Annotated in this window: 17 protein-coding genes; 9 read left to right on the top strand and 8 right to left on the bottom strand. The window is 57.9% G+C overall.

The annotated features are described in order from the left end of the window. Nucleotides 1-6: 6 nt before the first annotated feature. On the bottom strand, nucleotides 7-678 hold the full coding sequence (gene pgl, locus MK208_RS19310; protein WP_294119253.1) for a 6-phosphogluconolactonase: 672 nt from the start codon (nucleotides 676-678) through the stop codon (nucleotides 7-9). Further along, nucleotides 675-2,129, bottom strand: coding sequence for a glucose-6-phosphate dehydrogenase (zwf, locus tag MK208_RS19305; protein ID WP_294119251.1), 1,455 nt, complete (start codon nucleotides 2,127-2,129; stop codon nucleotides 675-677). The genes pgl and zwf overlap by 4 nt, the downstream gene beginning before the upstream one ends. Nucleotides 2,130-2,312: 183 nt before the next feature. Between zwf and MK208_RS19300 the strand changes: the two genes are divergently transcribed. Further along, nucleotides 2,313-3,254, top strand: coding sequence for a radical SAM protein (locus MK208_RS19300; protein ID WP_294119250.1), 942 nt, complete (start codon nucleotides 2,313-2,315; stop codon nucleotides 3,252-3,254). A 78-nt stretch (nucleotides 3,255-3,332) separates the two neighbouring features. Here MK208_RS19300 and MK208_RS19295 read toward each other — a convergent pair whose 3' ends face one another. Next, nucleotides 3,333-5,633, bottom strand: coding sequence for a CARDB domain-containing protein (locus tag MK208_RS19295; RefSeq protein ID WP_294119249.1), 2,301 nt, complete (start codon nucleotides 5,631-5,633; stop codon nucleotides 3,333-3,335). A gap of 224 nt (nucleotides 5,634-5,857) precedes the next feature. Between MK208_RS19295 and gyrA the strand changes: the two genes are divergently transcribed. Both gyrA and MK208_RS19285 read left to right on the top strand, forming a co-directional pair. Next, on the top strand, nucleotides 5,858-8,593 hold the full coding sequence (gene gyrA, locus MK208_RS19290) for a DNA gyrase subunit A (protein WP_294119247.1): 2,736 nt from the start codon (nucleotides 5,858-5,860) through the stop codon (nucleotides 8,591-8,593). Between the two features lie 139 nt (nucleotides 8,594-8,732). Then, a complete protein-coding gene (locus MK208_RS19285; protein ID WP_294119245.1) occupies nucleotides 8,733-10,298 on the top strand; it encodes a YARHG domain-containing protein in 1,566 nt (521 codons plus the stop codon). 94 nt (nucleotides 10,299-10,392) lie between these two features. On the opposite strand, the gene MK208_RS19280 is transcribed toward MK208_RS19285, so the two are convergent. The 3 genes from MK208_RS19280 to MK208_RS19270 all read right to left on the bottom strand — a co-directional run bounded on the left by MK208_RS19280 (nucleotide 10,393) and on the right by MK208_RS19270 (nucleotide 13,886). Continuing rightward, on the bottom strand, nucleotides 10,393-11,868 hold the full coding sequence (locus MK208_RS19280; RefSeq protein WP_294119244.1) for a carboxypeptidase M32: 1,476 nt from the start codon (nucleotides 11,866-11,868) through the stop codon (nucleotides 10,393-10,395). Between the two features lie 16 nt (nucleotides 11,869-11,884). Beyond that, nucleotides 11,885-13,036 (bottom strand): heme A synthase, encoded by a 1,152-nt coding sequence (gene ctaA / locus MK208_RS19275; RefSeq protein WP_294119243.1) that lies wholly within the window; start codon nucleotides 13,034-13,036, stop codon nucleotides 11,885-11,887. A gap of 106 nt (nucleotides 13,037-13,142) precedes the next feature. Then, nucleotides 13,143-13,886, bottom strand: a complete 744-nt coding sequence (locus MK208_RS19270; protein ID WP_294119242.1) for an RNA methyltransferase — start codon at nucleotides 13,884-13,886, stop codon at nucleotides 13,143-13,145. Nucleotides 13,887-14,011: 125 nt separating this feature from the next. Here MK208_RS19270 and MK208_RS19265 point away from each other — a divergent pair, with 125 nt between their 5' ends. The 5 genes from MK208_RS19265 (at nucleotide 14,012) to MK208_RS19245 (ending at nucleotide 17,708) form a co-directional block, all read left to right on the top strand. Further along, on the top strand, nucleotides 14,012-14,341 hold the full coding sequence (locus MK208_RS19265) for a TfoX/Sxy family protein (RefSeq protein ID WP_294119241.1): 330 nt from the start codon (nucleotides 14,012-14,014) through the stop codon (nucleotides 14,339-14,341). Between the two features lie 83 nt (nucleotides 14,342-14,424). After that, complete coding sequence (locus MK208_RS19260; RefSeq protein ID WP_294119239.1) at nucleotides 14,425-15,048, top strand: thiamine phosphate synthase; 624 nt, start codon at nucleotides 14,425-14,427, stop codon at nucleotides 15,046-15,048. Nucleotides 15,049-15,063: 15 nt separating this feature from the next. Next, nucleotides 15,064-15,969 carry a PfkB family carbohydrate kinase gene (locus tag MK208_RS19255; protein WP_294119237.1) on the top strand — a complete coding sequence of 302 codons (906 nt, stop codon included), beginning with the start codon at nucleotides 15,064-15,066 and terminating at the stop codon, nucleotides 15,967-15,969. Then, nucleotides 15,966-16,883 carry a pseudouridine-5'-phosphate glycosidase gene (locus MK208_RS19250; protein ID WP_294119236.1) on the top strand — a complete coding sequence of 306 codons (918 nt, stop codon included), beginning with the start codon at nucleotides 15,966-15,968 and terminating at the stop codon, nucleotides 16,881-16,883. Before MK208_RS19255 ends, MK208_RS19250 begins: the two co-directional genes overlap by 4 nt. Nucleotides 16,884-17,024: 141 nt before the next feature. Continuing rightward, the gene (locus MK208_RS19245; protein WP_294119235.1) at nucleotides 17,025-17,708 is read left to right on the top strand and encodes a DUF502 domain-containing protein; all 684 of its coding nucleotides are present in this window, start codon (nucleotides 17,025-17,027) and stop codon (nucleotides 17,706-17,708) included. Nucleotides 17,709-17,825: 117 nt separating this feature from the next. Here the strand turns inward: MK208_RS19245 and MK208_RS19240 are convergent, their stop codons facing one another. Further along, nucleotides 17,826-18,854, bottom strand: coding sequence for a patatin-like phospholipase family protein (locus MK208_RS19240; protein WP_294119234.1), 1,029 nt, complete (start codon nucleotides 18,852-18,854; stop codon nucleotides 17,826-17,828). A 15-nt stretch (nucleotides 18,855-18,869) separates the two neighbouring features. Beyond that, entirely contained in the window at nucleotides 18,870-19,643 is a 774-nt protein-coding gene (locus MK208_RS19235) for a 3-hydroxybutyrate dehydrogenase (protein WP_294119233.1), read from the bottom strand. Nucleotides 19,644-20,039: 396 nt separating this feature from the next. On the opposite strand from MK208_RS19235, the gene MK208_RS19230 reads away from it, so the two are divergent. Next, a complete protein-coding gene (locus MK208_RS19230) occupies nucleotides 20,040-21,755 on the top strand; it encodes an extracellular solute-binding protein (protein WP_294119303.1) in 1,716 nt (571 codons plus the stop codon). Nucleotides 21,756-21,794 lie beyond the last annotated feature (39 nt).

The following is a 21,794-nucleotide window of genomic DNA, read 5'->3' as shown; positions in this document are numbered from 1 at the left end:
ACCCAATCACTCCGTCCAATGTACTTCAGCACCGGTGGAAATAGATTTGATCGGCGCCTCTTCTTTTGGCAGTTTCTGCGCGGCCTGCAAAGCTTCACGCTTGTCCGCACCTTTGATCAGAATATGCTTGCGCACCGCCGCATCCAGCACCCGCGCAGACAGCGTGATCCGCACATCCGGCAAATCTTCACGTCGGATGGGCACCAATACCGGCGCGTCCGAGGCCAATGCCGCCTTAAGCCCATCCGCTTTGGGGAACAATGACGCCGTGTGCATATCCGCGCCCATACCCAGCAAGGCCACATCCACCGGCAGCGCCCCCAGAATGGTGGTCTCCAACTCAGCCAACACGGCCTCTGGCGCCTCAGCTGGCGCATACAGCGGCAAATACCGCGCCGCCACAGCCCGGTTGGTCAAAAGGCGTGATTTCACCAACGCAGAGTTGGACCGCTCGTGATCCTCTGGCACCCAGCGTTCGTCCGTCAGGATCACATCCACGCGGTCCCAATCCAGATCCGCCGCACTCAGCGCATCAAAAATCGGCCCTGGCGTGGTCCCTCCTGGCACTGCAAGCACCACACGGTCTTTGTTGTGCAGCGCTTCCGCCAAATCATCCGCCAGCACGCTGGCAACATCCATCGCCATCATCTCTGCATCGGGGTAGGTGTTGAAGTTCATTTGCCCAATCCTCTCCAGTTTCGCCCGTCCCGGCGCATCATCACGGCCGCGTCATCCGGCCCATAAGAAAACGCGTCATAAGGCTTTGGTACATCGCCCCGCGCTTCCCATCCGCGAATGATCGGGTCGGTCCAGGCCCAGGCCGCTTCCACCTCATCATCGCGCATAAACAGTGTTTGGTTGCCACGGATCACATCCATGATCAGCCGCTCGTAAGCATCCGCTGTGCCTTGCCCTTTTGGCCCCAAAGCCTCGGCAAAACTCATATCCAGCGGCACATCCACCAACCGCATCCCCCCTGGCCCCGGCTCCTTGATGGTCACATTTAATGTAATTCCTTCATTGGGTTGCAGCTGAATGCTCAACTCATTGCGATGCCGTCCAGCTTCATCGCCAAAGATCGAATGGGGCGTATCTTTGAACACCACAGTGATCTCGCTATCGCGCTCAGACAACCGTTTGCCTGTACGCAGGTAAAACGGCGTGCCAGCCCACCGCCAGTTGTTCACCTGACACTTCAGAGCAATGAAGCTCTCGGTCTTGGAGCGTGGATTTTCAACATCTTCACGATAGCTGTCCGCCCCATCCGCGGCTGTATATTGCCCGCGTACAATGTGGTGCGGCGCAACTGTATCCAACGCACGGATCACCTTCAGCTTCTCATCACGCACCGCATCCGGCTCAAACTGCGACGGAGGCTCCATGGCAATCAAACACAGAAGCTGCATCAAGTGGTTCTGCACCATATCGCGCATTGCCCCCGAGCGCTCATAATACTCGCCACGTCCTGCCACACCGACGCTTTCGGCTACGGTGATCTGGATATGGTCGATGTATTGCGCGTTCCACAGCGGCTCAAACAGCATATTGCCAAAGCGCACCGCCATCAGGTTCTGCACCGTCTCTTTGCCAAGATAGTGGTCGATGCGGTAAATCTGGCTCTCGTCAAAATACTGCGCCAACTCGCGGTTCAATGCCTGCGCTGTTTCAAGGTCATGACCAAATGGCTTTTCCACTACGATCCGCGTGTCTTCTTGTGTTAAGCCATGCCGCTTCAACCCTTTGGCCAGATCCGAATACACACCAGGTCCAACCGAAAAATAGAACGCCCGCACCGACTCCGGCTTGAGCAGCGCCGCCAACTCGTTCCAGCCGCCCTCGCCGCGCGCATCCACGGCAACATAATGCAAATGGGCGCAAAAACCGTCCACGGCTCGGGCATCTTGCGCCGCCTCGCCTGCAAACTCGCGCAACGCTTCGGCGACAGACGTGCGATACGCATCTTCGGTCAATTCACTGCGCGCCGCACCGATCACTTGACTGCCGTCGGGCATCTGACCGGAACAATACCGCTTGAACAAGGCCGGCAGAATTTTTCGCCGCGCCAAATCCCCCGTTCCTCCAAAGATCACAAGATCAAACGTTTCCACGGGAATGATACGCGAAACCATGGGGCCTCTTTCCTTTTCGGCAGTCCGGGTTTTACCGGAATATCGTTAGCGCTAACGACCTCATAACACCGCCACTCTAACACCGCAACCTCACATCACAACTGTGTCAAACACCTCGTCACCGCTTTACTTGCCCATATCTGTCTGACTAGTACCGAGGAAGGACAGGAACATGGCAGGCACATGAAAGATCACGTAAATATCGGGAAGTTCAACGATCCCTTTATCACCGCCAAAGGTGAAACTCGCGCTCATGTCGCACTCACGGACCCGCAAACGCTCTGGTTCAACACCGGCACGCTCTGCAACATTCAGTGCGAGAACTGCTACATCCTTTCGTCTCCCACCAATGACGCGCTGCTCTACATCACTGCTGACGAGGTCTCCGACTACCTAGATCAGCTCGATACGCGCAATTGGGGTGTGCGCGAAATCGCCTTCACCGGCGGCGAGCCGTTTATGAACCCGGAGATGATCGACATCACACGCCGATCGTTGGAACGCGGGTACGAAGTGTTGATCCTCACAAACGCCATGCAACCTCTCATGCGAAAACGTGTGCGGGAAGGCCTCCTGGACCTGCGTGAAACCTATCGCGACAAGCTGACCTTCCGTATTTCGATCGATCACTGGAGTGCTGAACACCACGACACGGAACGAGGTGTTGGCTCGTTTGAGCGCATGTTACTCGGCATGCAATGGCTGCGCGATGAAGGCTTTCAGATGACTGCCGCCGGCCGCAGCATTTGGGGAGAAAGCGAAGCGGACGCCCGCCAAGGCTATGCCGAGCTTTTCAATAGTCTCAACATTCCAATCGACGCCCTAAATCCGGCGCAAACGATGTTATTTCCAGAAATGGATGAAAGCGTCGAAGTTCCTGAAATTACAACTGAGTGCTGGGGGATCTTAAACAAATCTCCAAATGAAGTTATGTGCGCAAGTTCCCGCATGGTCGTGCGTCGCAAGGGTTCAGAGCGCGCTTCGGTTGTGGCCTGCACACTGCTGCCATACGTCGAGGAATTTGACCTCGGCCCAACCTTAAAAGACGCGGAAAAGCCAGTGCTGCTCAACCACCCGCACTGCGCCAAATTCTGCGTCCTTGGCGGCGCGTCCTGTTCGGCCTAACAGGACGAGTAAAAATCCAAACACAAAAACGGCACAGCTCCACCAACGTATATTCTCTGGCGGAGCTGTGATCCTTTTCTACGCTAAGTCAAAGACTTCTGATCCAAAGTTGTTGAACTCATTGAATTCCTCGAGGCTATTGCTGTGATCAAGGATCGCTGTGAAAACATAGCTTTCATTCGCGTTCGCCCCCGCAGCGAACAGTGCCTCGCTAAGATCATCCAACTGAATGACTTGCGTATCTCCGCCTGCAAACAACGTGGTGTTGCCAGTTTCCAAAACCAAAACCGGGCCTCCGTTCTCTGCACTTGCGACGATCTGATAGTCCACTGGCCCACTCAACACATCGTTCCCGCCAAGAGACGCTTTAAAAACAAACGACTCACTTCCGTCAGCCTGCAGCACTGAACGCGCTTCGGTCACATACGCGTCCGGTAGAATGACCGGAGCGTAAAGCTCCGCTACCCCGGTATTGTTGTTTTCATTTGTCTCGCTGATCGTGTTCTGTGGATCAAGCGTCACGCGGAACTCATAGGTCTCGTTTAAAGCATCCTGCCCCAAACCATAAATCTGCGCAGCTACATCCGGAATAGTGATTGAACCTGAACTGTTGCCCACCGGGGCCGCGATCACGCCTGTCGCGAAAACGGTCCCTACCGTTTCGCCCGGCGCAATAAGTTCGACTTGATAGTTCACCGCACCGTGGAACGCGCGCAAATCAACAATTGAATAGTCAAATTGCAACGACGCCTGCATGACGCCATCCAACACCCCTTCCTCGGTGATCGACACCTGCTGAACAGCCAAGTCAGCAGGCATATCCGGCAACGGCTGGCCTACAAATGTCATTGTATTGTTCGTCTCATCCGTCTCTGCGATGATGTTCCCGCTGTCCAAACGGACTTCGTAAGTCAGGCTTTGCCCAATGAGCTCCGGGTAATTGGCGTATATTTCGTCGTGGTTGAACTGTGCCCGCACCTGCGCGCTCTGCCCTGGGTTCAACTTAGACAACCCGCCTTCCTTAACTTGCAAAAGCTCTGTCCCATCAGGGGCAAAGGCAACAATCGTGTATTTTGCCCCATAGCCCATGGAACCTACATCGTCGTTTGCATAGAAGAAGCGTATCTCGGCGATATGGCTATCGCCCTGCGTTCCTCTATCACCATAGCCGTTCGCGTAATTGTCGACGAACGCCAAATCTGGACCAATGACAGGCAGCGGATCTCCGACAAAAGTCAATGTGTTGTTGGTTTCGTCGGTTTCAGAGACAAGGCTACCACTGTCCAAACGCACTTCATACGTCAATCTTTGCCCTACAAGTTCTGGGTGATTGGCATAGATCTGATCATGATTGAAGTAGGCCCGGATCTGCTTGTTTTGTCCCGGGGCGAGCTTGCCCACGACCCCTTCTTTTACAACCATCAGCTCAGTACCGTCGGGAGCAAACGCAAGGATTGAATAGTGTGCAGAAGCTTCCATTGTTCCGACATCGTCATTTCTTGCAACGAACTGGATCTGCGCTGAATGCCGGTCACTGAAGACTCCCTTGTCTGAATAGCCATCAGAATATGTGGGTTGGAAGGTAAGGTCCGGACCAATGACAGGCAGCGGATCTCCGATAAAAGTCAATGTGTTGTTGGTTTCGTCGGTTTCAGAGACAAGGCTGCCGCTGTCCAAACGCACTTCATACGTCAAGCTTTGCCCAGCGAGTTCTGGGTGATTGGCATAGATCTGATCATGATTGAAGTAGGCCCGGATCTGCTTGTTTTGTCCCGGGGCGAGCTTGCCCACGACCCCTTCTTTTACAACCATCAGCTCAGTACCGTCGGGAGCAAACGCAAGGATTGAATAGTGTGCAGAAGCTTCCATTGTTCCGACATCGTCATTTCTTGCAACGAACTGGATCTGCGCTGAATGCCGATCACTGAAGACTCCTTTGTCTGAATAGCCATCAGAATAGGTGGGTTGGAACGTCAAATCAGGCCCAATCACCGGCAGCGGTTCACCCGCAAACATCATTTTATTGTTGGTTTCATCGGTCTCGGCAATTGCACTGCCCACATCGACCCGCACTTCATAGCTTAGCGCCTGCCCAATCAGCTCAGGGTAGCTTGTATAAATGTTCGCGTGATCAAAAGCCGCGGTGATGTTTTTGCTGGACCCAGCAGAAATCGCGCTGAAATTTGCATCTGCCATGACCATAAGTTCCGTGCCATCCGGCGCATAGGCAACAACTTGGTACCTTGCGGAACTCGGCATGGCACTTGTGCCATCGTTCGTCACCCAGAAGCGCACCTGCCCCCTATGGACATCGTTGGAAACACCCAGATCGCTGTACTGGTTTCCCGAATAAAGGCCGAGCCGAAGGTCTACACTCATCTCAAATTATTCCCGTTTAGATTTAACCTTCAGTTCAATTGCACCAAAACCGTTAATGGCTAGTTATCGCTAAACGGACCGAAGATACCTCAGTTTGCAACCTTAAGCAATCTATCAACCAATCCAGTCTGGAGAGGGACACTGCACCATTGCACCCTATATGATGCCTCTGATATAAGCGTTCCAACAACATATGGACCGCCAAATAGAAGCGAGACTGGGACTTGAGCGACACGCCGGAAACCCCTGAAAACGAAGAAGAAACCACACACGAGCGGATGATCCACGACGGTCCTTCTGTGACCATCGAGGAGGAAATGCGCGCCAGCTACCTTGACTACGCAATGAGCGTGATCGTCAGCCGCGCCATTCCCGATCTGCGTGACGGCCTGAAACCGGTGCACCGCCGCATCCTTTATGCCATGCATGAGACCGGCAACACCCACGACAAGGCCTACCGCAAGTCGGCGCGTCCTGTGGGCGACGTGATGGGTAAATACCACCCGCACGGCGACTCCGCGATCTATGACGCGTTGGTGCGTATGGCGCAGGATTTCTCCATGTCCCTGCCACTGCTGGATGGTCAGGGTAACTTTGGCTCCATGGACGGCGACAACCCGGCGGCCATGCGTTACACCGAAGTTCGCATGGACAAGCCTGCTGGCGCGCTGCTGTCTGACATCGACAAGGAAACCGTCGATTTTCAGGACAACTACGACGGCAAGGACCAGGAACCGACCGTACTTCCGGCCCGTTTCCCGAACATGCTGGTCAACGGCGCGGGTGGTATTGCGGTGGGTATGGCCACCAATATCCCGCCACACAACCTTGGCGAAGTCATCGACGCCACTCTGGCGCTGATCGACGATCCGGACCTGACCTCCGAACAGCTGATCGATTACGTGCCCGGTCCGGATTTCCCGACCGGCGGCATCTTGTTGGGTCGTTCCGGCGCCCGCAAAGCCTACCTAGAAGGCCGCGGCAGCGTCATCATCCGCTCCAAAACCAGCGTCGAAGAAATCCGCAAGGACCGCTACGCGATAGTCATCGATGAGATTCCTTATCAGGTGAACAAGGCCGCTATGATCGAAAAGATCGCCGAAGCGGCCCGCGACAAGCGCATCGAAGGCATCGCCCACGTTCAGGATGAATCCGACCGCGACGGCGTGCGCGTTGTTGTCGAGCTCAAGCGTGACGCCACCGCCGAGGTGGTGCTGAACCAATTGTTCCGTTTCACCCCGATGCAAACGCACTTTGGCTGTAACATGCTAGCCCTGAACGGTGGTCGTCCGGAGCAGCTCACCCTGCGCCGCTTCCTGACCTCCTTCATCGACTTCCGCGAAGAAGTGGTCGCCCGCCGCACCGCCTATCTGCTACGCAAAGCCCGCGAGCGCAGCCACATTCTCTGTGGCTTGGCCGTCGCTGTGACAAACGTGGACGAGGTGGTTGCGACCATCCGTGCCTCTGCGGATGCGGCTGAAGCGCGTGAAAAGCTGATGACCCGCCGCTGGCCAGCGGAAAGCATCGCCGCCTATATTCGTCTGATTGACGATCCAACCCACACCATGAATGAGGACGGGACCTACAACCTGTCCGAAACTCAGGCCCGCGCGATCCTCGAATTGCGCCTGCAACGTCTGACCCAGATTGGTGTGAAAGAAGTCACCGACGAACTTGAAGAACTGGCCTCTAAGATCAAGGAATACCTTGAAATTCTCGGATCTCGTGAGCGCATCATGGGCATCATCGGCGACGAGTTGCGCGAAGTGCGTGAAGCCTTCGCTGTGCCACGTCGCACGGAAATCGTCGACTGGTCCGGTGACATGGACGACGAAGATCTGATCGAGCGCGAGGACATGGTGGTGACCGTGACCTCCGGTGGCTACATCAAGCGCACCCCACTCGCCGATTTCCGCGCCCAGAAGCGTGGCGGCAAGGGCATTTCTGGCATGCAAACCAAAGAAGAGGACGTGGTCACCACGCTCTTTGTGGCCAACACCCACACGCAGCTTTTGTTCTTCACCACCGACGGCATGGCCTATAAACTCAAGACCTGGCGCCTGCCGCTGGGCGGCCGCACCGCCAAGGGCAAGGCCATTGTGAACATCCTGCCGATCCCAACCGGCGTCTCGATCGCGGCCATCATGCCGGTCGACCGTCCAGAGGATGAGTGGGACGATCTGCAGATCATGTTTGCGACCTCCGCAGGCACTGTGCGCCGCAACCGCCTGTCCGATTTCACCAACGTGAAATCCAACGGCAAAATTGCGATGAAGTTTGAGGACGACAACGCCGACACCAAGTTGATCAACGCGCGCATCTGTACCGAAGAGGACGATGTGATGCTGGTGACCAACTCCGGCCGCGCGATCCGTTTCCCAACCACCGAAGTGCGCGTGTTCAATTCTCGCGCCTCTGTGGGTGTGCGTGGCATCAAGCTCAATGGCGATGACGAAGTGGTCTCCATGTCCGTGATCCGCCACTTCCGCGCCGAAAGCGAAGAGCGCGCCGCCTACCTCAAAATGCGCCGCGCCGTGGCCGGTCTGGCCGATGACGCCAGCGATGACGAGGAAGCACCAGCCGGTGAACTCTCCCAGGAGCGCTACGCCGAAATGTCCGCAGCTGAAAACTTGATCCTGACCATCACCGCTGGTGGCGCAGGCAAGCTCAGCTCCAGCCACGACTATCCGGTCCGCGGCCGCGGAGGTCAGGGTGTGGCCGCCATGGACAAAAACATGCGCGGTGGTGCGCTGGTGGCCTCCTTCCCTGTGGAGATGGGCGATCAGATCATGCTGGCAACCTCCAAGGGCCAATCGATCCGTGTTCCGGTGGATGGCATCTCCTTCCGCTCCCGATCCGCCGGTGGCGTGCGGGTGTTCAACACCGGCAAAGGCGAAGAAGTGGTCTCTGTGGCTTGGATTGCTGAGCAGGACGAAGATGAGGTTGGCAGCGAGGAGTAATCTCGCCCCACATGTGACAAACGCCAAATGGCCCCGCACAACCGTGTGGGGCCATTTGCTTTTCTGAGGTCAGATTTATGTTGCCAGGCAATCCCTTGTATGACTTTCTTCAGCCACCAACACTCACCATGGCACCCAAATGACCAAACACTCTCTGTCTCGCGCTTTTGCCGTAGGAGCCGCGCTCTGCCTGCCCGCCAGCAGCGCATTCACAGCGAACCTCACCCTCAACACCACGTCGTCCCAATCTGAAATTGACGCCGAATACGGCGGTGCAATCCTAGCGCAGGAGCTCAGTGGGAAATACGCCAATTGCACTGTGCTTTATGAGGGCGGCGTCACGCGGGGCGATCTCCAGAGATTTCACGCGCTCTTTGGCTATGATGGCGAAAGCTTCTACAACGGCCTGCCCGACGGCGCCACGCTCTGCCTCAACAGCCCCGGCGGCGACCTGTACGAATCCTTGGTCATCGTAGACTTCCTGCGCGACGCCTTTGCCGACTTGCAAACCTATGTGGCTGACGGAGACCTCTGCGCGTCCGCCTGCTCCAATCTGTTCCTCGCTGGAGCACATACCTTTGAAGGCGAAAGCTACGAAACCATTGCCATGCGCGCCATCGCGCCCACCGCACGTCTTGGCGTGCATGCGCCCCGGATTGTCCTGCCAGATGACGGCGAAACTTATGACGCCGAAGAAGTGGCCGCCGTGTATGACGAAGCCATACGGGACTCCTCCCTCTTGTTTGCTTTTGCGCAAAAGGTCGACGACGAGGGCACACCTTACCTCACCCCATATCTCTACGCACGCAGCATCGAAACACCGCCACATGCGATGTACTATGTCGACACGGTTGGGGACGCGCTGTTTGCCAAAGTCGCAGTGATCGGTATCTCCTACAGCGTCACGCTCGACCGCCAGCTGATCAACACGATATGCGACAACGTTTTTCTGATGGATGACGGCGCGTTTTCCTGGGCCCTGGCGCCCACATGGAAGCCCCATCCGCTGGCCGGTCTCGCGGACATCTGGGCGGAGTTTATGGAAATTGTCTCACTGGAACTGCCTGAAAACCAATCCGAAGACGGGCCGTTTTACACCAGTGACCTCAAAATCGAGCAGCGGGACGGCGCAATCTACGGACACCGCCGCGGCTACCGCACCGGCGGCCCATACGGCGCTGAAGATTGTGTCGTACGCCTGGACACTTCCCGCGAAGTTGGGGAAACCGCCAATTTCGGGACACCCCGCACCGCTTGGGATGCCCGCAGCCGACACCCCATAGACGTGCGGATCGGCTATCAGGCGCCGCGCAGCCCCTACTCTGCCCCCGAGCCACAGCACGTGCGCTCCCCCTACGCGTACTGGCAGACCCTTCAACAAGACCAGGACAACCACCTGCACAGCTACGCCGCGCTGATGTTGTTTCCAATGATTCAGTTTCTCAGCGACCTTCCCGTCGCGCCAGAAGAACCAATAGAAGCAGCTGCGACCACAGAAAGCACCGACACGAAATCACTGACCTGCGATGATCTCTGGTACCATCGCAACCGTATTTTCCACGAAAACGGCTACTGTTTTAGCTCCGAGCGCGGCATTGCAACCTTTGGCAACGACAGCTGCTTCACAAAATCCCCCGAAATCTCAGGCCGTGACGCTGAACTACTGAAAATCATCAAACAAGGCGAGAAAGACCTCGGCTGCTGACCAAAGGTCACCTGCACTCAGGCAAAACAATTTCTCACGCCAAACAAAAAAGGGGCGCCAAAGCGTCCCTTTTCTATTTCAAAACCCGCAAGCGTTATAGCTTGTAAATATCACCAAACTTGGCTTCCAAGTAGTCCAGCAACGGCTCCCCAGTTGGTGGCTTGCCAATGGCATGCGCGATGGTATCGGCTGGTTTGCGCAACCCACCGTGCTGCTGCAGATTTTCCCGCAGCCAACCAGTCGCAGCCGACGTGTCCCCCTGCGCCAATTGCGCATCCAGATCTGGGACAGCCACGCGCAGCGCCTCATTCAGGCACCCGGCATAAACGTTGCCCAGCGAATACGTAGGGAAGTAGCCAAACAGGCCCACGGACCAATGCACATCCTGCAACACACCGTTGGAGGGCTTGTCCACCGCATAGCCAAAGTCTGCTTTGAAGCGGTCATTCCACGCCGCTTCAAGATCACCGACAGCCAAATCGCCTAGCATCAAGGCACGTTCCAGATCAAAGCGCAGCATGATATGCAGGTTGTACTGCACCTCATCGGCCTCGGTCCGGATGTAGCCATCATTCACGCGGTTCACGGTACCGTAAAACCCTTCGGCTGAGTCGATGCCAAAGTCGCCAAACTCCGCTTTCATCTGCTCAAACAGCCATCCGGTATAAGCGCGCGAGCGGCCCATCTGGTTCTCGTAAATCCGGCTCTGGCTCTCATGCACGCCCATCGACACACCACGGCCCAGTGGCGTCAAAAGATACGCGTCATCAATGCCTTGCTCATAAGCCGCGTGGCCCACTTCGTGGATTGTGGAATAGAAACAGTTAAACGGATCGCTCTCGCTGGTGCGCGTGGTGATCCGTACATCTTTGCCGGAGCCCGAGCAAAACGGATGGGTCACACAATCAATGCGCCCATGGTCAAAATCATAGCCAAAGCTTGCCGCCAATTTGCTTGTCAGCGCCATCTGCTTGTTCGCCGCGAAGGTGCCGGTCAATTTCTGCGGCGCCTCCGCAGCCAAAACCGCCGCCCGCAACGCCACCAACCGTGGCCGCATCGCGTCAAACATCGCTGCGATTTCTTCGGCGGTCATCTCCGGCTCATAGTCGTCGACCATGGCGTCATAGACATCACCACCGGCGGCCAGCGCCTGACCTTCCTGACGCTTCAGCCCGACAACCTCTTCCAAGGTTGGCAGGAAAGCCGCCACATCTTCATCCGAGCGCGCCTGCGCCCAAATGCCCTGCGCGCGGCTGGTCACCTTGGCAATCTCCGCCGCCAAGTCCGCCGGCACCTTGGAGGTTCGCTCAAACGACTTACGGATATGACGCACCTGCGCGCGACCCACCTCATCCAGCTGCGCCTCATCAATCGCCGCCAGCCACTCGCCAACTTTGGGATCAATCCGGCGCGCGTGCAGCACGCTTTCCATCGCCGCCATCTCTTCGGCGCGTTGGGGCGCGGCCCCGGCTGGCATGATCGCCTCCTGATCCCAGCCCAAACGTCCGGCCACCTCGCCCAACGCCTGCGTGGTGTGGGTAAAGGCCATCAACTGCTCATATGCAGACATTCTTATTTTCCTTCTCTCAGGATGCGTCACGCACCGAGGTTGCAATCGGATAGTGGCTCAGGAACCGCGCCCGCAGGATCAGAACCCAAACCACAACAGCAATGGCTTGGTGCGTAATCGCAATGTGCACCTGTGCTGCGTAGAGCACAGTGGCGATGCCAATCGCAATCTGCACCGCAATTGCGGCAAAGGCAGCATTAAATGCAAACCGCGTGTGCCCATGCGCGGAGCCTTGCCCACGCCGCCAGACCACGACGGCAAAAATCAACAGCAGATAGCCCCACATCCGGTGGATAAACTGCACAAGCCCTGCATTTTCAAAGAAGTTCCGCCACAGCGGCTCTACATAAAAGGCATCCGGTGGGAAAAACTGCCCCGCCATCAAAGGCCAATCGGTATAGCTGCGCCCCGCGTCAATTCCGGCAACCAAAGCGCCCAGCAGTATCTGCACGCCCGTCATATGCAGCAGGCCGGTGGACATGCCAAACAGCTTGGCCTCTTTGCCGCGCCGCGCCTGCATCAGGTCACGCTCACTGCGCCCCAACAGCAGGATGTACCAGGTGATGAAGCCCAAGATCACAAAGGCCAACCCCAGATGCGTCGCCAAACGATAGCTCGCCACCGTGGTCACACCTTCCCCAGAGGTCACGCCACTGGCGACCATCCACCAGCCCACAGCCCCTTGCAGCCCGCCAAGCGCGCCAATCAGGAACAAGCGCCCAGTCCACCCCGTTGGAATTTGCCGCGCAATCGCAAACCCGGCAAAGCCAAGCGCCCAGACAAGACCAATCACACGGCCCAGCTGACGGTGACCCCATTCCCACCAGTAGATGTATTTGAAGTCCTCAAGAGTCATCCAGTTGTTGTCGATCGCCCACTGGTCAATCTGCTTGTATTTGTCGAACTCACCTTGCCAATCCGCCTCGCTCATCGGCGGGATCGCCCCGGTCACGGGACGCCATTCCGTGATCGACAGACCACTGTCGGTCAGGCGAGTCAGCCCGCCCACGGCAATCATCACAAAAACCAGTGCAAACAGGATCATCAGCCAGATGCGAATGCCCCGCCGCGCGCCTTTGGCACCGCTGTCAATCACACCCACCGCACTGGGGGTGTCTTTGGGTCCGTCTTCGCTGACCTCTTCAAAAATGCTGCGTTTCTGGCTCATCGCTGTCTCCAAATCTTGGCGCGAGCCTAGTGGGGCCACGCCGAAGCTTCAACCACTCTCAGATACGATGTGAATGTTTGTTCAGCCTTGCGACAAAAGGCAAATCTCAGCCTTTTTCCTTCCAGCGGACCATCTGTCGCATCACCCCGTGCAACATCTGCACATCCGCGCGGGTCAGCCGCATCCGGCTCCACATATTGCGCAGATTGACCTTCATGCCTTCCGCCTTCTCCTCGGGGAAGAAAAAGCCCGCCTCTTCAAGACGTTCTTCATAGTGCCGCCCCAGCGCGTCCACATCGGCGTTGTTGGCCCAATCGGTCTTGGACATGTCCACGCGCTCATGCACGATGTCCGCGCTCTGACGCCGCCACTCATAGGCGGTCAGCAACACGCACTGCGCCAAATTCAACGAGGCATATTCCGGGTTCACTGGCACATTGATAATCGCATTGGCCCGCGCGATGTCTTCATTTTCAAGTCCAGCCCGCTCTGGTCCAAACAACACCGCAACTTTCTCGCCACGTGCAATCATCTCGGCGGCCTGCTTCATCGCCGTTTCAGGCGTCACCACTGGCTTGGTCAGCCCCCGCGCCCGCGCGGTGGTGGCAAAGACATAATGACAGTCTTCCAGCGCCTGCTCTGTAGTCTCAGTCAAAAACGCCGCATCCAACACCCGGCCAGCACCGGACGCCATCGCCACCGCCCGCTCATTGGGCCAGCCGTCGCGCGGGTCCACCACGCGCATCTTGTCCAACCCAAAATTCAACATCGCCCGCGCCGCGCCACCGATATTTTCCCCCATCTGCGGGCGAACAAGCACAAAGGCGGGCTGTGGCGTGGCACTGGTCATGACGGTCTCCTGAAAAATCCGCCCGCTGATAACGCCCTCACCCTTTCAAAACAAGCCACCCTGCTTCATCTTGCTAAAAATACTCGCGCCGCAGGCAAAAAATCATTTCAACAGGAGAAACCTCAATGGCTTACGACGAAGGACACGCCACCTTGATGCGCGAAGACCTCGCCGACATCGACGGCATCACAGAAAAGAAAATGTTCGGCGGGCTCTGTTTTCTGCATTACGGCAACATGGTTTGCGGCGTGCACAAAGACGGCGGCATGGCCCGCGTGGGCAAACCCCGCGAGGCAGAGGCCCTGGAAATCGAGGGCGTCGACCCGCTCTCCTTCACCGGCCGCAAGATGGGCGGCATGGTGGATCTGTCCGAAGATCTCTTGGGCGACGATACCCGCCGCGCACAGGTGATCGCGCTGGCCTTAACCAACGCACAAAGTCTTCCGCCCAAATAGCCAACTCCCGATAGCCAAGCGCAAAAATCCACGTTATAGCGACGCGATCCAAACCTTCGCACACGACCATCTGGAGCCCGAGCATGTCCGACACAGAGCTGCCGCAGATCTACCTGATCACCCCGCCGGAAATCGAACTCTCCCGCTTCCCTGATCAACTCGCCTCCGTGTTGGACGCCGCCGACATCGCCTGTGTCCGCATGGCGCTGGCCACCAAAGACGAAGACCGCCTGTCACGCGCTGCCGACGCGTTGCGCGAAGTGGCCCATGCCCGCGACGTCGCCATTGTGATCGACGAGCATGTACAACTCTCCGAACGCCTTGGTCTGGATGGCGTACACCTCACCGACGCGGCCCGCTCCGTGGCGAAAACCCGCAAAGAGCTTGGCAAAGACGCCATTGTTGGCGCTTTCTGCGGCGCGTCTTCCCATGAAGGCATGACCGCCGGCGAAAACGGCGCGGATTACGTGGCCTTTGGCCCGGTTGGCAGCACGACACTTGGCGACGGCACCCTTGCAGAAAAAGACCTGTTTGAATGGTGGTCCGCCATGATCGAGGTGCCTGTAGTGGCCGAGGGCGCGCTGAATGCCGACATTATTGCAAAGCTCGCGCCTTTCACCGACTTCTTTGGCATCGGCGAAGAAATCTGGCGCAGCGACGATCCTGTAGCCAGACTCCAAGAGCTACACGCCGCCTTTGGCGCCTAACCTACCGGAGCGCGCATGACCGCACAGGCCCCCTCTCAGCCAGACATCCTCTGCATCGGCTCCGTCCTCTGGGATATCATCGGCCGCGCGCCCAGCCACATGCGTCAAGGCTCCGACGTGCCCGGCCGCATCACCCGCCTGCCGGGTGGCGTGGCCTGGAACATCGCCATGACGCTGGCCCGCTTTGGCCTGCGTCCCGCAGCGCTGTCGGCCATCGGTCAAGATGTGGAAGGCGACGAGCTGATGACCGCCTGCACCGAGATGGGCGCCATTATGGACTACGTCTATCGCTCCGCAGACCTGCCCACCGACACCTATATGGCGGTCGAAGGCAAAAACGGGCTTATTGCCGCCATCGCCGACGCCCACAGCCTTGAGGCGGCAGGCGACAAAATCCTGTCGCCTCTGGAAGACGGCACCCTTGGAAGCGAGGCCGCACCCTACCCCGGCCTCATCGCGCTCGACGGCAACCTGACTCAGCGTCTGCTCGATCAGATCGCCCGCAGCCCGCTGTTCTCCGCCGCCGACCTGCGCGTCGCGCCCGCGTCCCCGGGCAAAGCGGAACGCCTGATGCCCTTCCTGATGCACTCCCGTGCCGTGCTCTATGTGAACCTCGAGGAAGCGGGCTACCTCTGCCAAACCGAGTTCACCTCCTCCGCCGAAGCCGCCGAAGGTCTGCTCGCCCGTGGCGCTGCCCGCGCGCTTGTCACCGATGGCGGCAACTCCGCCTCTGACGGCACGGCGGACGGCGTGATCACCCAACAACCACCTGCCGTTCTGGTGACCCGGGTCACCGGCGCTGGCGACACCTTCATGGCCGCGCATATCGTAGCCGAATCCCAAAACGCCAGCCGCGAAGACGCGCTTGATCGCGCCCTCACCGCTGCCGCCAAATACGTCTCCGGAGAACACGCCACATGAGCCTCATTTCCCTCGATCTGGTCCTTTCCCCCGAAGTGGAAGAGGCCAAGAAAAACGGCACGCCCATCGTGGCGCTCGAAAGCACGATCATCACCCATGGCATGCCATATCCGCAAAACCTCGAGGTGGCGAAACAGGTCGAAGCCGACATTCGTGCAAAAGGTGCCGTGCCCGCCACCATGGCCGTTTTGAATGGCACCTTGCATGCCGGGCTGACCAACGATCAGCTTGAAGAGCTCGCGCAGGCCAAAAACGTCGCCAAAGTCTCCCGCGCAGACATGCCGGTGATCATGGCGCAAGGCCGCACCGGCGCCACCACCGTGGCTGCCACTATGATTGCAGCGCATTTGGCAGGCATCGACGTCTTTGCCACTGGCGGCATCGGCGGCGTACACAAAGGTGCGGAAGACAGCTTTGACATCTCCGCCGACCTCACTGAATTGGCCCACACCCCGGTCACCGTGGTGGCGGCTGGTGCCAAAGCCATCCTCGACGTGCCCAAAACCCTCGAAGTGCTGGAAACCAACGGCGTGCCAGTCATCACCTACGGCCAAGACAGCTTCCCGGCCTTCTGGTCCGCCACCTCCAATCTCACTTCACCGCTGCGCATGGACAACGCCGCTGACATCGCCGCAGCTCATAAAACACGGGGCGCAATGGCCTTACCAGGCGGTCAGCTGGTCGCCAATCCAATTCCAGCAGCCGACGAAATCCCGGCCTCTGAACTGGCCCCGGTGATTGCCCAAGCCACCGAAGAGGCCGAGGCCCAAGGCGTGACCGGCAAAGACGTCACGCCTTTCCTGCTGGCCCGCATCTTTGAGCTCACCGATGGCAAATCGCTGGTCGCCAATATCGCACTGGTGCGCAACAACGCCCGCCTTGCCGCGGACATCGCCGCCGCCCTCAAGGCTTAAGCCCAAATCTTGCGCAAATAACAGGCTGCCACGGCGTTGTGACACGTCGTGACAGCCGCAAAATGTGGCCCCCAAACAATCGTCATTGCAGCGCCACACACAAATGCCTAACTAAACATCAGGCTGACCCTAGGACCCCTCATGACGACACCTTTTGACGAAAACGAAACACCGCACAAATCCGGCTTCTTTGCCCGCCTGCGGTCCAGCTTTCTCACGGGGATTGTTGTCATTTTGCCCATCGCCATGACCATCTGGCTGGTCTGGACCTTTGTGGGCTGGGTAGATGGATTTGTCCTGCCGCTAATCCCTTCGACAATTCAGCCGGAAAAATACATCGGCATCAACCTGCGCGGCGTAGGGATGATCATCTTCCTGATCTTCACCATCCTTGTAGGCTGGATTGCCAAAGGCCTGATGGGCCGCTCCCTGCTGCGCTTTGCCGAAAACCTCGTCTCGCGCATGCCGGTGGTGCGCTCGATCTACTCCGGTGTGAAACAGATCGCCGAAACCGTTTTTGCCCAAACCGAGCGCAGCTTTGAGAAAGCCTGCCTGATCGAGTACCCGCGTCGCGGAATCTGGGCGATTGGTTTCATCTCCACTAACGCCAAAGGCGAGGTGGCTTACACTGCAGCCACCACCAGCCCATTAATGAGTGTATTTGTACCAACCACTCCGAACCCAACCTCCGGCTTTCTGCTGTTCTTCCCCAAAGACGACATCATCGAACTCGACATGTCCGTGGAAGACGCGGCCAAATTGGTGATTTCCGCTGGATTGGTTTACCCAAACCCCAAAGACCCGACCCAGCCGCCGGAAGAGTGAGATCACTTCATTTAGCCTCAACTCTCACGGGAAATCTCATCTGTGATGGGACGGACGCAGCGCCCCAATCCTGTCGCGCAGCGCCACATCAAGCACGTTCCGCAAGAGACGCTCCGCTTAACTGCCGTACATCTCCGCCAAATCCAGGGTTCCGCGTTCGTTTAGGTCCGCCTTATGCGCACTAAGGAAGTCCTTAGCCGCCGCCCGCCCAGCCTCTTTCAAATGATGCAACACTGACGTCACTGGCCAGCTTTTGGTCGCCACCGACAAGCGGGTCATCAGCGCATCATCGGCAATCATATGCACCTTCACCTCCCGCTTTTCTTCCCGGCTCAGCGCGCCTTGCTCGATCAACCTTTGCACAAATGCTACGGCCCGTAGCTCGCTTAACAACGATGAGTTAAAGCTGATCTCATTGATCCGGTTAGTGATTTGCTGTGGCGTCACCGGCAATGTACCCCGCCGCAGTGGATTGATGTTCACAATCACCACATCCTCCGGCAAATCGCGCCGATACAGCGGCCAGAGCGACGGATTGCCGGTATAGCCGCCATCCCAAAACGCCTCGGTTTTGCCGGTGGTCTCGTCATACACGTTCACCGCCTTAAACAAGGTGGGCAAACAGGCCGAGGCAAGCAAGGCATCGGTGCTGATCTCTCGTCCTTCAAACACCCGCGCCTTGCCCGAACGTACATTGGTGGCACAGACAAACAGTTTCGGTCCGTCCTCGGCACAGACCTGATCAAAACTAAACTGGTCGACAATGTCGCGCAGCGGATGCTCATACAACGGCCCCATGGCATAGGGTGACGTCAGCCGCTGCATCATATCCGCCGCCATAAATGGCCAGCTGTACTCCATCGCCCGGCTCACCAAACCTGGCGGTACCGCCGCAAACCAGGCATCCATGCCCGGCACCTGTGCGGCGCCCATTTGTTGCCAGAACCAATCGAGATTGGCCCGTGCCCCGTCACGCCCATCCTGGAGCAGCCCGGCCTTCAAAGCCGCGCCATTCATCGCGCCCGCAGAGGTGCCGGTGATTCCGGCAATCTCGATGTCTTCGTCTTGCAACAGGACGTCCAACACGCCCCAGGTGAAGGCCCCATGCGCGCCGCCACCCTGCAAGGCCAGATTGATGCGCTTCATGAGGCCATCCTCCCTTTACAACGCGGTCCAGCCGCCATCCACGCTGATCGTGGTGCCGGTGATCTGCGCCGCCGCATCAGACGCCAGGAAGCACACCGTTCCGCCCAACTGCTCCACTGTGGCAAATTCGCGGCTAGGTTGACGCTCCAGCATAACCTTCTTGATCACCTCTTCCCGACCCATGTTGTATTTCTCCATGGTGTCCGGGATCTGCGCCTCCACCAGCGGCGTCAGCACATAGCCCGGGCAAATCGCATTACAGGTGATCGGCTCTTCCGCAGTTTCCAACGCCACCGTCTTGGTCATGCCCACCACGCCATGTTTCGCTGCAACATAGGCCGCCTTATAGGGGCTCGCAGTCAAACCATGCGCACTGGCGATGTTGATCACCCGGCCCCAGCCGCGTTTGCGCATATGCGGCAGCGCCGCCGCCGTGGTGTGAAACGCCGAGTTCATGTTGATTGCGATAATCGCATCCCACTTGTCGACCGGAAACTCGTCAATCGGCGCCACATGCTGAATACCGGCGTTATTCACCAGCACATCGCAGCCGCCCGCATCCTCGATCAGCTTCCGACATTGATCGCCTTTGGACATATCCGCCGCGATGTAGCGCGCGGTGACGCCAAACTCTGCCGCGATTTCCGCTGCCAACGCATGATCTTCCTCGCGATCCGTAAACGAGTTCAGCACCACATCCGCCCCGGCCCGCGCCAATTCCCGCGACACGCCCAGACCGATTCCCGAATTGCTGCCCGTCACAATCGCCGTTTTGCCCTGCATAGTCATCTGACTTCCCTTCTCATCTCGGTTGAGCGCAGCATATCATGCTGCACCCGCAAAATAAGGGGAATCCGCACCACCCGTAATCTTACGTAAGTCTGCCACTTGGCCAAAAAAAACGCCCGCGCGAAGCGGGCGTAAAGTTATTGAGGCAGGTTTCATACAGGCAAGAAACCTATCGAGCAGTGACTCCTTTATAGGCGTTACCGCGCCGGTCTCCAAGCTAAAAGTTTGATAAGCCACCAATCCGCCGTTACTTTTTGGGTAAGTAAAAAATCAACCAACAGGATTGTTCAGGCAATGACACCAATACGTTTCCCCAAAGTCACCAGTGCCGCCGCCGCGCTAGCGCTCACACTGGTCGGCACACAAACCCTCGCGGAACCCCAACATGGCATTGCTATGTATGGCGCCCCCGCTTTGCCACAGGATTTTGTGTCCCTGCCCTATGCCAACCCCGACGCCCCCAAAGGTGGCCGTGTGGTCACGGGCAATGGCGGCAGCTTTGATTCCCTGAACCCGTTTGTGCGCAAAGGTGAAGTGCCTTGGCAGCTCCGCTTCTTTGCGGTGGAATCCCTTATGGGGCGCAACTGGGATGAGCCATTCGCCCTATACGGTCTTTTGGCCGAATCGATTGAAACCCCCGAGGACCGCTCTTGGGTCGAATTCACCCTGCGCGAAGAAGCCCGATTCTCTGACGGCAGCCCGGTGACCGTCGAAGACGTGATCTGGTCTTACGAAACCCTCGGTACAATCGGCCACCCGCGGTATCGCGGCTTCTGGGGCAAAGTGGACAAGATCGAGGCCACCGGCGACCGTTCCGTGCGCCTCACCTTTAACACCGAAGACCGGGAACTGGCCCTGATCGCCGGTCTGCGCCCGATCCTGAGCAAAGCGCAGTTCGAGGGCAAATCCTTCGAGGACGCGACGCTCGAAAACTTCCCCATCGGTTCTGCGCCCTACGCCATCTCTGATTTTGAGGCAGGTCGCTATGTAACCCTGACACGCAACGAAGACTACTGGGGCAAAGACCTGCCGTTCCGCAACGGAACTCACAACTTTGACGAGATCAAAATCGACTTCTTCGGCGACAGCTCCGTGATGTTTGAAGCCTTCAAGGCCGGCGAAATCTCCTACGTGCGCGAATTCAACGCGGAAAAATGGGCCTCAAACTACAACTTCCCACTGGCGCAATCCGGCGACGTGGTGAAATCCGAAATCCCGCACCAAAAACCCTCTGGCATCACCGGTTTTGTGATGAACACCCGCAAAGCCCCGCTGGATGACATCCGTGTGCGTGACGCGCTGATGCATGTCTTCAATTTTGAGTTCATCAACGACACGATGACCGGTTCGCGCCAGCCGCGCATCACCTCCTTCTTCTCCGGCTCCCTGCTGGGCATGGACGACGGCCCGGCCCAAGGCCGCGTCGCCGAACTCCTGCAACCCTTCGCGGATGACCTGCCGCCTGAGGCGCTCGCAGGCTACACCCTGCCCACCTCCGACGGCTCCGCCCGCAACCGCGCCAACCTGCGCAAGGCGCTCAACCTGATGGAAGAAGCTGGCTACTCCGTGGTGGACGGCAAATTGCAAAACGCAGATGGCGAAGTGCTCGCGCTGGAAATCCTGCTCAAGCAGGGCGACACAGAGAACAAAGCCATCATCGACATCTATTCCAAGGCGCTCGAAGGGCTTGGCGTGGAGCTGACCGTCACCCAGGTGGACGGCCCGCAATTCACTGAACGCACCGCGGCCTTTGATTTTGACATCACCAACTACCGCCGCGCCCTGTCTCTGTCCCCTGGCAACGAACAGAACCTGTACTGGGGCTCTGCGGCCGCCGATCAAAACGGCTCGCGCAATTTGATGGGTGTAAAATCCCCGGCCATCGACGCGATGATCAACGAGATGCTGACCGCGACATCGCAGGATGATTTTGTCGCCGCCACCAAGGCGCTCGACCGCGTCCTGACCTCTGGCCGCTATGTGATCCCAATCTGGAAATATGCCGTGGGTCGCATCGCGCACCAGAAAGACCTGCACTACCCCAAAGACACTCTGCCGATCTATGGCGACGGGGTGGACTGGCTGCCAGGTGTCTGGTGGCACGAAGAGTAAACGCAACACAGGGCGCCTTCGGGCGCCCTGTTCGTTAAC

Origin of the sequence: Shimia sp. (assembly GCF_022448905.1) — a bacterium.
GTDB lineage: Bacteria > Pseudomonadota > Alphaproteobacteria > Rhodobacterales > Rhodobacteraceae > Shimia.
The sequence above is the reverse complement of the archived record's forward strand: the minus strand, read 5'-3'. Positions and strand labels throughout refer to the sequence as shown.

What these genes read in the sequence shown, in the direction of transcription:
- pgl (WP_294119253.1), bottom strand. Translation starts at nt 678, where the DNA reads ATGAACTTCAACACCTACCCCGATGCAGAGATGATGGCGATGGATGTT.
- zwf (WP_294119251.1), bottom strand. Translation starts at nt 2,129, where the DNA reads ATGGTTTCGCGTATCATTCCCGTGGAAACGTTTGATCTTGTGATCTTT.
- MK208_RS19300 (WP_294119250.1), top strand. Translation starts at nt 2,313, where the DNA reads ATGAAAGATCACGTAAATATCGGGAAGTTCAACGATCCCTTTATCACC.
- MK208_RS19295 (WP_294119249.1), bottom strand. Translation starts at nt 5,633, where the DNA reads ATGAGTGTAGACCTTCGGCTCGGCCTTTATTCGGGAAACCAGTACAGC.
- MK208_RS19285 (WP_294119245.1), top strand. Translation starts at nt 8,733, where the DNA reads ATGACCAAACACTCTCTGTCTCGCGCTTTTGCCGTAGGAGCCGCGCTC.
- MK208_RS19280 (WP_294119244.1), bottom strand. Translation starts at nt 11,868, where the DNA reads ATGTCTGCATATGAGCAGTTGATGGCCTTTACCCACACCACGCAGGCG.
- ctaA (WP_294119243.1), bottom strand. Translation starts at nt 13,036, where the DNA reads ATGAGCCAGAAACGCAGCATTTTTGAAGAGGTCAGCGAAGACGGACCC.
- MK208_RS19270 (WP_294119242.1), bottom strand. Translation starts at nt 13,886, where the DNA reads ATGACCAGTGCCACGCCACAGCCCGCCTTTGTGCTTGTTCGCCCGCAG.
- MK208_RS19265 (WP_294119241.1), top strand. Translation starts at nt 14,012, where the DNA reads ATGGCTTACGACGAAGGACACGCCACCTTGATGCGCGAAGACCTCGCC.
- MK208_RS19260 (WP_294119239.1), top strand. Translation starts at nt 14,425, where the DNA reads ATGTCCGACACAGAGCTGCCGCAGATCTACCTGATCACCCCGCCGGAA.
- MK208_RS19255 (WP_294119237.1), top strand. Translation starts at nt 15,064, where the DNA reads ATGACCGCACAGGCCCCCTCTCAGCCAGACATCCTCTGCATCGGCTCC.
- MK208_RS19250 (WP_294119236.1), top strand. Translation starts at nt 15,966, where the DNA reads ATGAGCCTCATTTCCCTCGATCTGGTCCTTTCCCCCGAAGTGGAAGAG.
- MK208_RS19245 (WP_294119235.1), top strand. Translation starts at nt 17,025, where the DNA reads ATGACGACACCTTTTGACGAAAACGAAACACCGCACAAATCCGGCTTC.
- MK208_RS19240 (WP_294119234.1), bottom strand. Translation starts at nt 18,854, where the DNA reads ATGAAGCGCATCAATCTGGCCTTGCAGGGTGGCGGCGCGCATGGGGCC.
- MK208_RS19235 (WP_294119233.1), bottom strand. Translation starts at nt 19,643, where the DNA reads ATGACTATGCAGGGCAAAACGGCGATTGTGACGGGCAGCAATTCGGGA.
- MK208_RS19230 (WP_294119303.1), top strand. Translation starts at nt 20,040, where the DNA reads ATGTATGGCGCCCCCGCTTTGCCACAGGATTTTGTGTCCCTGCCCTAT.